The sequence below is a fragment of the Methylocystis sp. IM3 genome (genome assembly GCF_038070105.1).
In the GTDB taxonomy this organism is placed as follows: Bacteria; Pseudomonadota; Alphaproteobacteria; order Rhizobiales; family Beijerinckiaceae; genus Methylocystis.
Window position 1 is genome coordinate 739,591 of record NZ_JBBPBZ010000002.1, and the last position, 13,752, is coordinate 753,342.

Below are 13,752 nucleotides of genomic sequence, written 5' to 3' on the forward strand. Positions count from 1 at the left end.
TTCGGCGTCTGTCTGTAATTGCGCGAGTCCCGGCTCGGCGCGCCTGAGCGGCGACCTACATGCGGGCTCATCCGAGCGTGCGTCCGGGGGAGCCCGAACATGTCTTTTGACGTCGAACACAGATACGTCCGCGTCGGGCCGCATGGTCTGCCTGGCGCTCTCTATTTGCCGCGAAATCCTCTGGCCCTGGTCATTTTCGCCCATGGAAGCGGCTCGTCACGCTCGAGCCCACGCAATATTTTCGTCGCCGAAGAGCTTGCCGGACGGGGGTTCGCCTGCCTTCTGTTCGATCTGCTTCGGCCGGCGGAGGCGCAGGACCGTAGCAATGTCTTCGATATTCCCCTCCTCACCGCGCGCGTGCGCGAGGCGATCGGCTGGAGCGCGGCGCAGACGGAAATCGGGGACCTTCCAGTGGGTCTGTTCGGTGCGAGCACCGGCGCGGCCGCCGCTTTGTCGGCGGCGGCGCAAGAGCCTGAAATAGGGGCCGTCGTTTCTCGCGGCGGGCGTCCCGACCTCGCCGGCATGGCCTTGGCTCGCGTACGGGCGCCGACGCTGCTGCTTGTCGGCGGCGACGACCGCGACGTGCTCGAACTCAATCGTGAGGCGCTTTCTCTCATGTCATGCGAGGCGCGCCTGGAGATTGTGCCCGGCGCGACGCATCTCTTCGAAGAGCCCGGCGCGTTGGAGGATGTGGTGTCGAAAGCGGGCGACTGGTTCGTCACGCATCTGACAAAACGACGCTGACGACCAGCAGCTTCGCTTAAAACGACAAGGGGCGCTTCTTGGCCACCGCGTCGAAGGCGAGCAACGTCGCGATGAATTCAGGGATGGCGCGCAGCGGCAACATCGTCGGTCCGTCTGATGGCGCATGGTCCGGGTCGGGATGCGTTTCGGCATAGATCCCGGCCACGCCGACGGCCGTCGCCGCTCTGGCGAGAACCGGCGCCATGCGTCTGTCGCCACCCGACGAGACTCCCTTGCCGCCGGGCTGCTGCACGGAATGAGTGGCGTCGAAAATCACGGGCCACCCCGTCTGCGCCATGATCGGCAGGCCGCGCATGTCGACGACGAGCGTATTGTATCCAAAACTCACCCCGCGCTCGGTCAGGAGAATGCGATCGTTGCCGACGCTCGCGACCTTCTCCGCCGCGTTTGCAATATCCCAAGGAGCCATGAACTGGCCCTTCTTGATATTGACCGCGGCGCCCGTCGCGCCGGCAGCCAACAGCAAATCCGTCTGCCGGGAAAGGAAGGCGGGAACCTGCAGAATATCTACGACCTCGGCGGCCGGCGCACATTGCGCCTCTGTGTGAACATCGGTCAGAAGCGGAATGTTGAAACGCGTCTTGAGATCAGCGAGGATGGTGAGCGCCTTCTCCAGTCCGAGCCCGCGCTGGCCCGCCAATGACGTCCTGTTCGCCTTGTCGAAGGATGTCTTGTAGACGAGCCTGACGCCCGCAGCCGTAGCCATTTCGACGAGCGCCGCGGCGCACTCGAAGGCGTGATCCCGCGACTCGAGTTGACAGGGGCCCGCGATGAGCGCCAGCGGCAGATCATTGCCGAAGACGACATTCCCGACGGTCACGTGGCGTGGCGTGAGGCGCTCGGTTGTCGGCGCCTCGTCGCGGTCGGTTGGCGTTTTCAAGTCTCAGGGTCGCGAGCTTGGTTTCTTCTGCCGAATAGACGCATCGTCAGAAGCTAGCGTCGCGCCAGCAAGGCGTCAACAATGCGCCCGCCTCTTTCCCGATTGCGCATGAATGCTCCCAAGTCGCAGCAAGCGGTCCGGCCGGGAATGGCGAAGCTCAATATCCGCCTGCTTGTTTGTTTCTGGGGCGAATGCTAGTAGCAGGCGCGCAGCTTGGGCTTTTCGTCTTTTGGGGGCGCCTCGGGAGAAGTAGAGCATGAATATATTGATTACGGGCGGCGCCGGATTTATCGGATCGGCGGTCGCCCGGCGCTTCATACTGGAGTCAGACGATAATATTCTTGTTTTCGATAAGCTGACCTACGCCGGCAATCTCGACTCCCTTGCGCCCATCGCGCAGGATCCCCGCTACGCATTCCGGCGCGGGGATATCTGCGACCGGGCCGCAGTCGCGCGCGCCTTGGCCGAGTTCAAGCCCAGCGTCGTCATGCATCTTGCGGCGGAAAGCCATGTCGACCGCTCGATCGACGGACCGGCGGACTTCATCCGGACAAATGTCGTCGGCACATTCACCATGCTCGACGCCGCGTTGGAATATTGGCGAGCGCTTCCGAAAAACGAGGCCGCCCTGTTCCGTTTCATGCATATCTCGACCGATGAGGTTTTCGGCTCCCTGGGCGAGGACGGACTATTCCACGAAGATACGCCCTACGCCCCGAATTCGCCCTATTCGGCGTCGAAAGCCGGATCTGATCATCTTGTTCGCGCCTGGCGGGAGACCTACGGGCTGCCGACCATCGTCACAAACTGTTCGAATAACTACGGTCCCTATCACTTCCCCGAAAAGCTCATTCCGCTGATGATTCTCAATGCCATCGAAGGCAAGCCGCTTCCCGTTTACGGGCGCGGCGAAAATGTGCGCGATTGGCTTTTTGTCGAGGATCACGCGGCCGCCCTGATGCTTGTCGCGCGCAAGGGCGTCGTTGGAGAATCCTACAATGTCGGCGGGCGGAACGAGAAGCGCAACATCGACGTCGTTCACACGATTTGCGATATTCTCGATGACCTGCGTCCCGGCGCGAACGGCTCCTATCGTCAGCTGATCAATTTCGTCGAGGATCGCCCAGGCCACGACCTTCGCTACGCGATCGACTGCACGAAAATAGAACGTGAGTTGGGTTGGCGTCCTCAAGAGACGTTTGAAACAGGCCTGCGGCGGACCGTGGAATGGTATCTCGACAACCCGGCGTGGTGGCAAGCAATTCGATCGGGCAAATACCGCGGCGAAAGGCTTGGCCGCATCGGCTAGCCGCCTCCATCACGTGAGATATTCTCATGCAGTTCGAAGATACCGGAATCCCTGCGGTCAAGATCGTCACGCCACGGAAGCATGGCGACGCCCGAGGCTTCTTTTCCGAGGTTTACAAGCAATCGGACTGGCGCGCCGCTGGGCTGGATTACACTTTCGTCCAGGATAATCATTCGCTCTCGGCGCCTGTCGGCACGCTGCGCGGCCTGCATTTCCAGACGCCGCCCTTCGCCCAGGACAAGCTGGTGCGTGTGGTGCGCGGCCGCATTCTCGACGTCGCCGTAGATATCAGGCGGTCGTCGCCGACCTTTGGCGAGCATGTGGCGGTCGAGCTCTCTGCGGCGAACTGGCGGCAGCTTTTCATCCCCGCGGGCTTTGCTCATGGCTTCGTCACGCTCGAACCGGATACGGAAGTGCTCTACAAGGTCACGGCGTTCTATTCGGCGCCGCATGATCGCGGGGTGGCTTTCGACGATCCCGCCCTCGCCATAAATTGGCCCACGCCGCCCAGCGGCCCTGTGCTTTCGGAGAAGGACAAGCATTGGCCAAGACTGTGCGACCTCGCGGATGCCTTTGCCTGAGCGCGAGCGCCGCCGGCGACCGGACCCCAGCCTCGAGCCGGACGGCTCGACAGCTGAAAGTCCATTGGTTCTTATAGCCACACGCTTGCAAGACGGGGTGCTGTCGCTCAGTCTCGACGTCAAGCGGCCGTTTGGCCATTGCTGAGGGAAAAATATGCGTGGAATTGTTCTCGCCGGCGGTTCCGGCACCAGGCTGCATCCCATGACCCTCGCCGCGTCGAAACAGCTGTTGCCGGTCTACGACAAGCCGATGGTGTATTACCCGCTCTCGGCCTTGATGCTCGCCGGGGCGCGAGAGATCCTTGTAATCTCGACGCCAGAGGATCTGCCGTCGTTCAAACGCCTGCTCGGCTCGGGCGCCCAATGGGGCATCTCGCTTTCATACGCCGAACAACCGCGTCCTGACGGGCTGGCGCAGGCCTATATCATAGGCGCGCCCTTCGTCGAAGGACACAATTCGGCGCTCGTGCTCGGCGACAACATTTTCTATGGCCACGGGCTTACCGGCGCGCTGAGAGCGGCGCGGGGCAGGGAGAAGGGCGCGACTGTTTTCGCCTATCATGTCCGAGATCCCGAGCGCTATGGCGTGGTCGAGTTCGACGGCGCCGGAAAGGCGGTCTCGCTCGAAGAAAAGCCCGCGGCGCCCAGATCGAACTGGGCGGTGACAGGGCTTTATTTCTATGACCGGCGCGCGCCGGACTATGCGGCGTCGCTGAGGCCGTCGGCGCGCGGCGAACTCGAAATTACCGACCTCAATCGCATTTACCTGGAGGCGGGCGCGCTTGCTGTCGAACGTCTCGGCCGCGGGTTCGCGTGGCTCGATACGGGCACGCCTGCGTCGCTGCTCGAGGCCGCGCAATATGTGCAAGCGATCGAACAACGACAGGGGCAGCGCGTGGCCTGCCTCGAGGAGATCGCGTTTGCGCAAGGCTGGATCGACGCGGGCGCCATGCGCGAGGCGGCGGCGCGCCTCGCCAAGAGCGGTTATGGAGCCTATCTCCTGCAGATTCTAAAGGAGCGGGAGGCGAGGGCGGACTGACACGTTTTACCGGGGCGCGCCATTTTAAGGGCTTAAATCTCTGTTTTGCATTGCAGTTGCGTGTAAGGCGGCGCTCCCGCCGGACGCGCCCCATTGACGTTACAAAGGTCTCCCATGCAAAGCATCGCCCTCTGCCGCCCCGTTAAAAAGGTTTTTCTCGTCGCGGCCCTCCTCACAGCAGCATTGCCGCTTTATGGGTGCTATACGCCTGGCGAACGCGCCCTTGGCGGCGGCATCATTGGCGGTCTCGGCGGCGCAGGCATCGGCGCGCTGGCGTCAGGGGGCTTGGCTGGCCCGACCCTGGCCGGCGCCGCCATTGGCGCGGCGGGCGGCGCGCTCGTTGGCGCCGCCACCGCCCCGCGGCCCCGCTATTATCGCCGCAGCCGCTACTACTATTGAGGCATTTGCCACCATTGAGGTAGTTCGCCTCGCAGGTTCGGCGTCTCGCCGAACCTGCTTTCGGCCGGGGTTGAGGCTCAGGCCAAGGCCGTCCGCCGCGTGCGCTTGACCGGCGCCCTGCGCCGCCACCGTCCTTTTCTCATCTTCGAATCTTGTTCCGACCTCGGCGAAAGAGTGGGCCGGCCTTGTGACTTATCGCTGCTGATATTGAAATCAGTTCGCGCTTGCTCAGGTACCTCTTATCAGGACGCGCGTCGCCGCGTTCGGAGGAGAGGCCTTAACCTATGGCGAACACCGACGTCTTCGCTGACTTCGTACAGTTTTACCGCGAGCGGCAGGCGAGCGAGATGTCGCTCGAGACCTACCTCGAACTGTGCCGTGATGACCCCAAGACCTATGCGAGCGCAGCTGAGCGGATCCTCGCCGCCATTGGCGAGCCTGAACTCGTCGACACATCGAGAGACCCGCGTCTCGGTCGTATTTTCATGAACCGGACTATCCGGGTCTATCCCGCCTTTGCGGAATTTTACGGGATGGAAGAGACGATCGAACGGATTGTCAGTTTCTTTCGCCATGCGGCGCAGGGTCTCGAGGAGCGCAAGCAAATCCTCTACCTGCTCGGACCTGTCGGCGGCGGCAAATCGTCTCTCGCCGAGAGACTCAAGGCGTTGATGGAGGCAAATCCGATTTATGTGCTCAAAGCGGGCAATGAACTCAGTCCCGTCTTTGAAAGCCCCTTGTGCCTTTTCGACCACGTGGAGGCCGGACCCATTCTCGAAGAGAAATACGGCGTCCCCCGGCGCAGGCTGACCAGCGTCATGAGTCCATGGTGCCTCAAGCGCCTCGACGAGTTCGGCGGCGACATTACGCGCTTCAAGGTCGCCAAGATATCGCCGTCACGTCTGCGCCAGATCGCAATCGCCAAGACGGAGCCAGGCGACGAGAACAATCAGGACATTTCCTCGCTTGTCGGCAAGGTCGACATACGCAAGCTCGAGGCGCATGCGCAGGCCGATCCGGACGCTTACAATTATTCAGGCGGCCTCAATCGCGCCAATCAGGGCCTTCTGGAATTCGTCGAGATGTTCAAGGCTCCGATCAAGATGCTGCATCCCCTGCTGACGGCGACGCAGGAGGGTAATTACATCGGCACCGAGAACATCGGGGCGATCCCGTTCTCGGGCATTGTCCTCGCCCATTCCAACGAAGCGGAGTGGCAGAGCTTCAAATCGAACCGCAACAATGAAGCCTTCATCGATCGAATCTATGTGATCAAGGTTCCCTATTGCCTCAGGGTAACCGAAGAGCAGCGGATCTACGAGAAGCTCTTGCGGGAGTCCGAGCTTGCCAATGCGAGCTGCGCGCCAAACACACTCGAGATGCTGGCGCGTTTCATCGTCCTGTCGCGGCTGGCGCCGCATGAAAACTCGAATTTGTTTTCCAAGATGCGCGTCTATGACGGGGAGAGTCTGCGTGAAGTCGACCCGCGTGCGCGAAGCATCCTCGAATATCGCGAGGCTGCGGGCGTGGACGAGGGAATGACGGGACTCTCGACGCGCTTTGCCTTCAAGGTGCTCGCTGCGACATTCAATCACGACACGGTCGAAGTCGCGGCTGATCCGGTCCATCTCATGTATGTGCTGGAACAGGCCCTGCGGCGCGAGCAACTGCCGCCGGAGACCGAGAAACGCTACATAGAGTTCATCAAGGCGGAGCTCGCGCCGCGGTATGCAGAATTCATCGGCAAAGAGATCCAGAAAGCCTATCTCGAATCCTACCAGGACTATGGCCAGAATCTCTTCGACCGCTACATCGATTACGCGGACGCATGGATCGAGGATCAGGACTTCAAGGACCCCGATACGGGACAGATGCTCGATCGCGAGCTGCTGAATCAGGAATTGACCAAGATCGAGAAGCCTGCCGGGATCGCCAATCCGAAAGACTTCCGCAATGAGGTCGTGAAGTTTGCGCTGCGCTGGCGGGCTTCCAACAAGGGACGCAACCCCTCCTGGGCAAGCTACGAGAAAATCCGCGACGTGATCGAAAAGCGGATGTTTTCGCAGGTTGAGGATCTTCTGCCGGTTATCAGCTTCGGCACAAAGAAAGACACCGAAACCGAAAGCAAGCACGGGGAATTCGTCAGCCGCATGGTTGCACGCGGCTACACGGAGCGGCAAGTCCGCCGTCTCGTCGAATGGTACATGCGCGTGAAGCAGGCAGGCTGACGCTCGAGGCGGCGACGCGCGCGAAAAGGATAGCGAAGGGGAAAATGCGTATCGTCGATCGCCGGCTCAATCCCGGAGGCAAGAGCTTCTCAAATCGGCAACGCTTCCTGCGCCGCGTGAAGGATACGGTGGAGCGCGCGGTTCGCGAGGCGAGCCGCGAGCGCGCCATCGAGGACCTCGAAAATGCGCAGGAAGTCACCGTGCCGGCGGACGGCGCGCGCGAGCCGGTCTTTCGCCATATGGCCGGCGAGCGACGCGACTTCATCCTGCCTGGGAACCGCAACTATGTTGAGGGCGATCTCATCGATCGTCCAACAGGCGAAGGCGGCGGCGGCGGAGCGGAGCCCGGCAAAGGCCACGGGCAGGAAGACGCCTTCCGTTTCGTACTCACACGCGAAGAATTCCTGAGCATTTTTCTCGACGATCTCGAGCTTCCCGATTTCGCGAAGCGCGGGCTCGTCGACGCCCAGAAACTCGGATCGCGGCGCGCCGGCTATACGATGAGCGGCACGCCGGCCAATCTGTCGCTGGGCCGGACGATGCGCATGTCGCTTGCTAGACGCATCGCCATGGGACGCCCAAAACAACAGATCGTAGAACGCCTCGAGCAGGAATCGGCCGGAGCGACCGAGAAGGACATCGCCGATTTGCTCGAACAGGAATTGAAATCGGCGCGCGCGCGCCGCCTCCGCATTCCTTTTCTCGACCCGGTCGATCTGCGTTACCGGCGTTTCGAGCGGTTTCCAAAGCCCGTCGCACAGGCCGTCATGTTCTGTCTGATGGACGTATCCGGCTCCATGACCGAACATATGAAGGATCTCGCCAAGCGCTTTTTCATGCTCCTGCACGTTTTTCTCACTCGCCGCTATCAGCGGGTCGAGATTGTTTTCATCCGCCATACCGACGAGGCGCAGGAGGTGGACGAAGAGACCTTTTTCCGTTCGACCGAGACTGGCGGCACGACGGTGTCTTCGGCGCTCGTTGAAATGGATCGCATCATCACCGACCGATACGATCCGGCGAACTGGAATATCTACGGGGCGCAGGCCTCTGACGGCGACAACATGCTGAGCGACAACGACCGGACCCGGATGCTGCTCCAGGAGAAACTCCTGCCGCGCTGCCAGTATTTCGCCTATCTTGAAGTCGCCAACTCGAACGAGGCCTCGCCCATCTCCTACATCGGCGGGAGTTCGCTGTGGAACGCCTATGCGCCGCTTGCCGCGGGCGCGCGGAATTTCCAGATGCGCCGCGTTTCGCGGCGGGATCATATCTATCCTGTCTTCCGCGAATTGTTCCAACGCCGCGAGGGCGTCAGCGCGGAGACGGCCAAATGAGCGGAGAGCTGCTTTTCGAAGGAAAAGACTGGAGCTTCGAGACCTTACAAAAAATCCACGACGCTGCTGAAGTGGTTGCCAGGCAGGAGCTCGGGCTCGACACCTTTCCCAACCAGATCGAGGTGATCACGGCGGAGCAAATGCTCGACGCCTATTCCTCGACTGGCATGCCTCTGCTCTATCGTCACTGGTCTTTTGGCAAGCGCTTTGCGCAATATGAAGGCATCTATCGCGCCGGCCTTCAGGGGCTGGCCTATGAAATCGTCATCAACTCCAATCCTTGCATCAGCTATGTGATGGAGGAAAACAGCGCCACGATGCAGGCGCTGGTGATCGCCCACGCGGCTTTCGGGCACAATCATTTTTTCAAGAACAACTATCAATTTCGCCAGTGGACCGACCCCGCCGGAATCCTGGATTATCTTTCTTACGCCAAAAACTATATCGCCGCCTGTGAAGAACGATACGGCGACGCCGAGGTGGAGCGCCTGCTCGATGCGGCGCACGCTTTGTCGGCGCAGGGCGTCGACCGTTATCCGCGCAAGCGGCCGATGAGCCTTGCGGAGGAAGAAAGAAGAGACCGTGAGCGCAGGGCGGAACGCGAACGGCTCTACGACGATTTGTGGCGGACCGTTCCGCGTTCGGGCGGGAACGCGCGAAAGACAGTCGATCACCAGCGTGCGCTGCTGCGCCTGCCCCAGGAGAATGTGCTCTATTTTCTGGAAAAAGCGGCCCCGAAACTTCATTCCTGGCAGCGCGAGATTTTGCGGATCGTGCGGCTCATCGCGCAATATTTCTATCCGCAACAGCAGACAAAGGTGATGAACGAGGGTTGCGCCACCTATTGTCATTACCGGATCATGAGCAGGCTGCACGAAAAAGGGCAGATCAGCGACGGAAGCTTCCTGGAATTTCTGCAGTCCCATACCAACGCCATACGTCAGCCGACGGCGCATGATCCGAGTTACGGTGGAATCAACCCTTATGCGCTTGGCTTCGACATGATGTGCGACATTGCGCGCATTGTCGGGCAGCCGACCGAGGAAGATCGTCAATGGTTTCCGCAGATCGCGGGAACTGGCGATGTGATGGCGGCGCTCAAGGATGTGTGGGAGAACTACCGTGACGATAGTTTCATCGCGCAGTTCCTGAGTCCTCACCTTATGCGCAAATGGCGGCTCTTCCATATTGTCGATCAGGAAGACGCGCCGAAGCTGAGAGTTCAGTCGATCCACAACGAGCGCGGCTATCATGATCTGCGACGCAGTCTCGCGAGCGATTATGAAGTCGGTCGTCACACGCCGGACATTCAGGTGGTGGATGTCGATCTCTCGGGGAGCAGGCGGCTCGTGCTCCATCATCGCGTCTTTGCGGGCAAGATACTCGAGGCTGTCGACGCTGCGCTGGCGCTGCGCCACCTCACGACGCTCTGGGGCTATGACGTCGTGCTCGAGGAGGTCGACGCGGCGACCAATGAAGTGCTAAAGGCGCATATGGCGTCGCCCGATGCTTGAGGCGGCGCGCATGAGGGATCATGTCGAATTTCAGCGCCGAACTTCCTGAAGATCTCTGGCGCCGCTGGATCGCGCATTCCGCCGCCCTTCTGGCCTCGTACCGCGAGCGGACAGGAGGCGAGCTGATCGCGCGCGGCGGCGGTCCGGAGGCGGAGGCCGAACGGCTCCTGGCTGCGCCTTTCGTCGTCGTCTCGCACGGCGCGGAGGCGGATCCGATTCTCAATTACGGCAATAGAGCGGCGCTGGCGCTGTGGGAGATGAGCGCGGCGCAACTCATGCGCACGCCCTCCCGAATGACCGCGGAGCCCATGCTGCGCGAGGCTCGCGAGCGGCTCCTCGAGCAGACGACTCGCGGGGGCTTCGTGAGCGGCTATGAAGGGGTGCGGATAAGCGCGACGGGCCGGCGTTTTCGGATATCCAACGTCACGATCTGGAACGTCTCGGATTCGGCGGGCGCGCCCGCTGGACAGGCTGCGACCTTTGCCCGCTGGACCTTTCTCGATGCGACAGTGTGACGGCTGGTGAGGGCGGCCACCGTGTTTGCCGCCTGATCAATGCTCAATAAGGCGTGTCGCCGCCGGAGCCGGCGAGCGCGTCCCGCAGTGCGTTGGGCGTCGTCAATTCGCCAAAGGAATAATCCTCGCCGCGCTTCAAACCGCGCTCCCAGACTTTGTGATTGTAATGCGGCGGGTTATCGTAGGGATCCGTCTCCCAGCAATTCCCCCAGGAATCGCAGAGAAGATAGCTTTTTGCGACTCCCGGCGACACGGCGGCTGTCCGAATGTCGGCCAGGGGCGCCGCCAAAGCCGGCGCCGAGCTGAGGGGAAGCCAGCTGCCGAGGAGGACCAAAGACGCCGCTCTGAGCTTCATTGGGGCCTCCGCTCCGATTTCAATCCGCACGGCGAGGCGCCCTCGCGACGCGCCGCCGCCGTCCCGTCACGCATATGACTTCATGCCATCCCGGTTCCTCGCGCGCAAGCTAGCTCGCCGTGTCTTCAACTTCCCGGACTGTCATCTCGTTTCCATGCCAGACGAAATCGTCGAAGAGCAGCGCGTCGACGAACATCACCGGCAACAGCAGATCGCGCATGACGAGGGCGAAAGGCTTGCGCCAGTCGAGCGGAAAGCCGCAGACTCGCGCGAGCCACAATTCGCCCCCATGCAGCGCACCCATGATGGCGGCGGCCGTCAGGGCGACGGCGGCGGCGTCGCCGCCGAATTGCAGTGCGGCGTAAGCGCCGAGAACGATGGCGACGAAGCTGCCGTTCATGAATTCGGGCGCGTAATGGGCGGGGAAGGTCACGCGCCGCAGCCGAGCCCAGCGGACGTGGCGCGAATAGACCTCCTGTGCGGTGCGCTTGCCGAGCGGCTGCTCGAAGGGCATGTCGACGAGCCTGACCTTCATGTTCTGGGCGCGGATCACCTTGGTCGAGGCCGCGTCCTCCGCGATCTCGGCGCCGAGCGCGCGAATGCCGCCCGCGCGATCGAGAACCTCGCGCCGCCACATCATGTTCTTGCCCTGCGCGAAGCCGGCGCCGATCGCTTCCGCGCCATATTGCCAGCGTGCCTGGAACGTATTCAGGATCGCGCATTCGACCATGGCCCAGAAGCCCTGGGGGCGAGAGCCGATCGGCATCGACACGGTCATCGCCGTGTCGGGCTCGAAGGCTGCAAGCATGGTCTGCACATAATCGCTCGGGGGAAGGGCGTTCGAGTCCGCCAGAATGATGTAGTCGTACTGCGCCGCGTCCCAGCCCTTGACGCAATTATTGAGCTTGGGGTTGGCGCTGATATAATCGTCCCCGACCAGTAGCCGCGCCTCGCGCTCCGGATGCTGTGCGATCAGTCGCTCCACGAGCGGAATGATCGGATCGCTCGGCGACTGGACGCAGAAGATGATCTCATAGGATGGATAATCGAGATCGAAGGTCGCGCCGAGGGTTTCTTCGGAGTAGGGCTCCAGGCCGCGCAGGGGACGCACGATGCTGACAGGCGGCGCATGGGGGGGCGCCGGCATGTTCCGCGGCCGGGCGCGACATTTGCGCCCCATCAACCACATGCTCGCAAAGTTCATGACAAGGATGAAGGCGCACCAGCCGGCGCAGATATAGGCAAGGATCATGGAAACTCGAATCAGGCGCCGAGGGAAAGGGAGTCGCGGCGCAGCCGGCGGCTGGCGCAGGTCTGGCGGTCGCGACGGCGCGCGAGGCCGGGACGCGGCCAGCTCGATATTCCACCTGACAAGGACGCCGGCACTTGGCAAAAGGGCTGCGGCGCGAGAATCTTTTCGCGACGTTCGCTTTGCGAAAACTCCTGATGAAGCTTCCTCATGACCTCTCCGATCGTACGTTTCGCGCCATCGCCCACGGGCCGCATCCACATTGGCAACGCGCGGGTGGCGCTCTTCAACTATCTCTTTGCCGTAGCGCACAATGGACGATTCATACTGCGGTTCGATGACACCGATTCGGCCCGCTCGAGCGAGGAATTCGCGGTCGCGATCGAGGTGGATCTCGCCTGGCTCGGCGTCGCGCCGGATGCAGCCTTCCGGCAGTCCCGACGCGTGGCCCTCTATGAGGCGGCGGCGGCGAAGCTGCGCGACGAGGGCCGCCTCTATCCCTGTTACGAGTCGTCCGAAGAACTCGAAAAACGCCGCAAGATGCAGCAGGCGCGCGGCATGCCGCCCGTCTATGACCGCTCCGCGCTGCGGCTCACGGAAGCCGATCGCGCCAGGCTGGAGGCAGAGGGCCGGCGCCCGCACTGGCGTTTCAGACTGGAGCCGGGGACCATCGAATGGAACGACCTCATTCGCGGCCCGGCGCATATCGATTGCGCCGCGCTCTCCGATCCGGTGCTGATCCGCGAGGATGGGACTTTCCTCTACACACTGCCCTCCGTCGCCGACGACATCGACATGAAGATCACCCATGTCATTCGCGGCGAGGACCATGTGACCAACACGGCCGTGCAATTGCAGCTCTATGCGGCGCTCGCCCCGCAGGCGACGCCGCCCGTCTTCGCGCATCACAATCTGCTGATCGGCGCGGGCGGCGAGGGTCTTTCCAAGCGCACCGGCTCGCTCTCCATCGCCTCCTTGCGAGATGACGGATATGAGGCCATGGCCGTCGCGGCGTTGGCGACGCTCACCGGCTCCTCCGACAATGTCCACGCCGTGCGCTCGCTCTCCGAGCTGGCCAAAAGCTTCGATATCGCGCATGTCTCCCGCAATCCGGCGCGGTTCGATCCGGACGACCTCGAAACCCTGACGCATCGCACTCTGGCGCTTTTCGAGTTCGCCGACGTGCGCGACAGGCTCGCGGCGCTCGATGTCGTCGGCCACAAGGCGGAGCCGCTGTGGCGCGCGGCGCGGGGCAATCTCGCGCGCTTCGACGATATTCTGGAATGGTGGCGCGTCGTCGAGGGCGAGATCGAGCCGGTCCGCGAGGACTGGGCCTTCCTGAAAGAAGCCGCCGAGCTCCTCCCCGCCGAGCCGTGGGACGAAACGAGCTGGGCCGCCTGGACCAGCGACGTGAAGACTGCGACCGGACGCAAGGGCAGGGCGCTCTTCCATCCGCTGCGTCTCGCGCTGACGGGCCATGAAAGCGGACCGGAACTGGCGGCGCTGCTGCCGCTGATCGGCCGCGCGAAAGCCCTGTCTCGGCTCATGGGCTAGGCGCTATTGACGGCGGGCCGCCTCGCA

The 13,752-nt window shown here is 62.3% G+C and carries 14 protein-coding genes; 10 read left to right on the top strand and 4 right to left on the bottom strand.

Annotated features, from left to right (window positions below):
• Positions 1 to 99 precede the first annotated feature (99 nt).
• A complete protein-coding gene (locus tag WOC76_RS05375) occupies positions 100 to 744 on the top strand; it encodes a dienelactone hydrolase family protein (protein WP_341108437.1) in 645 nt (214 codons plus the stop codon).
• A gap of 16 nt (positions 745 to 760) precedes the next feature.
• Here the strand turns inward: WOC76_RS05375 and kdsA are convergent, their stop codons facing one another.
• Positions 761 to 1,585 carry a 3-deoxy-8-phosphooctulonate synthase gene (kdsA, locus tag WOC76_RS05380; RefSeq protein WP_341108846.1) on the bottom strand — a complete coding sequence of 275 codons (825 nt, stop codon included), beginning with the start codon at positions 1,583 to 1,585 and terminating at the stop codon, positions 761 to 763.
• A 316-nt stretch (positions 1,586 to 1,901) separates the two neighbouring features.
• On the opposite strand from kdsA, the gene rfbB reads away from it, so the two are divergent.
• From rfbB to WOC76_RS05420, 8 genes are all read left to right on the top strand, one after another.
• Positions 1,902 to 2,954 carry a dTDP-glucose 4,6-dehydratase gene (rfbB, locus tag WOC76_RS05385; protein ID WP_341108435.1) on the top strand — a complete coding sequence of 351 codons (1,053 nt, stop codon included), beginning with the start codon at positions 1,902 to 1,904 and terminating at the stop codon, positions 2,952 to 2,954.
• A gap of 26 nt (positions 2,955 to 2,980) precedes the next feature.
• The gene (gene rfbC / locus WOC76_RS05390; protein WP_341108432.1) at positions 2,981 to 3,535 is read left to right on the top strand and encodes a dTDP-4-dehydrorhamnose 3,5-epimerase; all 555 of its coding nucleotides are present in this window, start codon (positions 2,981 to 2,983) and stop codon (positions 3,533 to 3,535) included.
• A 154-nt stretch (positions 3,536 to 3,689) separates the two neighbouring features.
• Entirely contained in the window at positions 3,690 to 4,574 is an 885-nt protein-coding gene (rfbA, locus tag WOC76_RS05395; protein ID WP_341108430.1) for a glucose-1-phosphate thymidylyltransferase RfbA, read from the top strand.
• Between the two features lie 114 nt (positions 4,575 to 4,688).
• Positions 4,689 to 4,973 (top strand): hypothetical protein, encoded by a 285-nt coding sequence (locus tag WOC76_RS05400; protein ID WP_341108428.1) that lies wholly within the window; start codon positions 4,689 to 4,691, stop codon positions 4,971 to 4,973.
• Between the two features lie 284 nt (positions 4,974 to 5,257).
• The gene (locus WOC76_RS05405; RefSeq protein ID WP_341387569.1) at positions 5,258 to 7,201 is read left to right on the top strand and encodes a PrkA family serine protein kinase; all 1,944 of its coding nucleotides are present in this window, start codon (positions 5,258 to 5,260) and stop codon (positions 7,199 to 7,201) included.
• A 44-nt stretch (positions 7,202 to 7,245) separates the two neighbouring features.
• Positions 7,246 to 8,538: a YeaH/YhbH family protein gene (locus WOC76_RS05410; RefSeq protein ID WP_341108425.1), complete on the top strand. Its 1,293-nt coding sequence runs from the start codon at positions 7,246 to 7,248 to the stop codon at positions 8,536 to 8,538.
• Complete coding sequence (locus WOC76_RS05415; protein ID WP_341108423.1) at positions 8,535 to 10,052, top strand: SpoVR family protein; 1,518 nt, start codon at positions 8,535 to 8,537, stop codon at positions 10,050 to 10,052. The genes WOC76_RS05410 and WOC76_RS05415 overlap by 4 nt, the downstream gene beginning before the upstream one ends.
• A gap of 20 nt (positions 10,053 to 10,072) precedes the next feature.
• Positions 10,073 to 10,567 carry an MEKHLA domain-containing protein gene (locus WOC76_RS05420; protein WP_341108422.1) on the top strand — a complete coding sequence of 165 codons (495 nt, stop codon included), beginning with the start codon at positions 10,073 to 10,075 and terminating at the stop codon, positions 10,565 to 10,567.
• 43 nt (positions 10,568 to 10,610) lie between these two features.
• Here the strand turns inward: WOC76_RS05420 and WOC76_RS05425 are convergent, their stop codons facing one another.
• The 3 genes from WOC76_RS05425 to WOC76_RS05435 all read right to left on the bottom strand — a co-directional run bounded on the left by WOC76_RS05425 (position 10,611) and on the right by WOC76_RS05435 (position 12,383).
• The gene (locus tag WOC76_RS05425) at positions 10,611 to 10,922 is read right to left on the bottom strand and encodes a hypothetical protein (RefSeq protein WP_341108419.1); all 312 of its coding nucleotides are present in this window, start codon (positions 10,920 to 10,922) and stop codon (positions 10,611 to 10,613) included.
• Between the two features lie 109 nt (positions 10,923 to 11,031).
• The gene (locus WOC76_RS05430; RefSeq protein WP_341431315.1) at positions 11,032 to 12,174 is read right to left on the bottom strand and encodes a ceramide glucosyltransferase; all 1,143 of its coding nucleotides are present in this window, start codon (positions 12,172 to 12,174) and stop codon (positions 11,032 to 11,034) included.
• A gap of 11 nt (positions 12,175 to 12,185) precedes the next feature.
• Positions 12,186 to 12,383, bottom strand: coding sequence for a hypothetical protein (locus tag WOC76_RS05435; protein ID WP_341387570.1), 198 nt, complete (start codon positions 12,381 to 12,383; stop codon positions 12,186 to 12,188).
• On the opposite strand from WOC76_RS05435, the gene gltX reads away from it, so the two are divergent.
• Positions 12,382 to 13,725: a glutamate--tRNA ligase gene (gltX, locus tag WOC76_RS05440; RefSeq protein WP_341108415.1), complete on the top strand. Its 1,344-nt coding sequence runs from the start codon at positions 12,382 to 12,384 to the stop codon at positions 13,723 to 13,725. The two genes, WOC76_RS05435 and gltX, sit on opposite strands and share 2 nt — an antisense overlap.
• The last annotated feature ends 27 nt before the right edge of the window (positions 13,726 to 13,752 follow it).

Excerpts from the sequence above, each read along its gene's own strand:
- WOC76_RS05375 (WP_341108437.1), top strand. The coding sequence starts at position 100 with ATGTCTTTTGACGTCGAACACAGATACGTCCGCGTCGGGCCGCATGGT.
- rfbB (WP_341108435.1), top strand. The coding sequence starts at position 1,902 with ATGAATATATTGATTACGGGCGGCGCCGGATTTATCGGATCGGCGGTC.
- rfbC (WP_341108432.1), top strand. The coding sequence starts at position 2,981 with ATGCAGTTCGAAGATACCGGAATCCCTGCGGTCAAGATCGTCACGCCA.
- rfbA (WP_341108430.1), top strand. The coding sequence starts at position 3,690 with ATGCGTGGAATTGTTCTCGCCGGCGGTTCCGGCACCAGGCTGCATCCC.
- WOC76_RS05400 (WP_341108428.1), top strand. The coding sequence starts at position 4,689 with ATGCAAAGCATCGCCCTCTGCCGCCCCGTTAAAAAGGTTTTTCTCGTC.
- WOC76_RS05405 (WP_341387569.1), top strand. The coding sequence starts at position 5,258 with ATGGCGAACACCGACGTCTTCGCTGACTTCGTACAGTTTTACCGCGAG.
- WOC76_RS05410 (WP_341108425.1), top strand. The coding sequence starts at position 7,246 with ATGCGTATCGTCGATCGCCGGCTCAATCCCGGAGGCAAGAGCTTCTCA.
- WOC76_RS05415 (WP_341108423.1), top strand. The coding sequence starts at position 8,535 with ATGAGCGGAGAGCTGCTTTTCGAAGGAAAAGACTGGAGCTTCGAGACC.
- WOC76_RS05420 (WP_341108422.1), top strand. The coding sequence starts at position 10,073 with ATGTCGAATTTCAGCGCCGAACTTCCTGAAGATCTCTGGCGCCGCTGG.
- WOC76_RS05425 (WP_341108419.1), bottom strand. The coding sequence starts at position 10,922 with ATGAAGCTCAGAGCGGCGTCTTTGGTCCTCCTCGGCAGCTGGCTTCCC.
- WOC76_RS05430 (WP_341431315.1), bottom strand. The coding sequence starts at position 12,174 with ATGATCCTTGCCTATATCTGCGCCGGCTGGTGCGCCTTCATCCTTGTC.
- gltX (WP_341108415.1), top strand. The coding sequence starts at position 12,382 with ATGACCTCTCCGATCGTACGTTTCGCGCCATCGCCCACGGGCCGCATC.
- WOC76_RS05435 (WP_341387570.1), bottom strand. The coding sequence starts at position 12,383 with ATGAGGAAGCTTCATCAGGAGTTTTCGCAAAGCGAACGTCGCGAAAAG.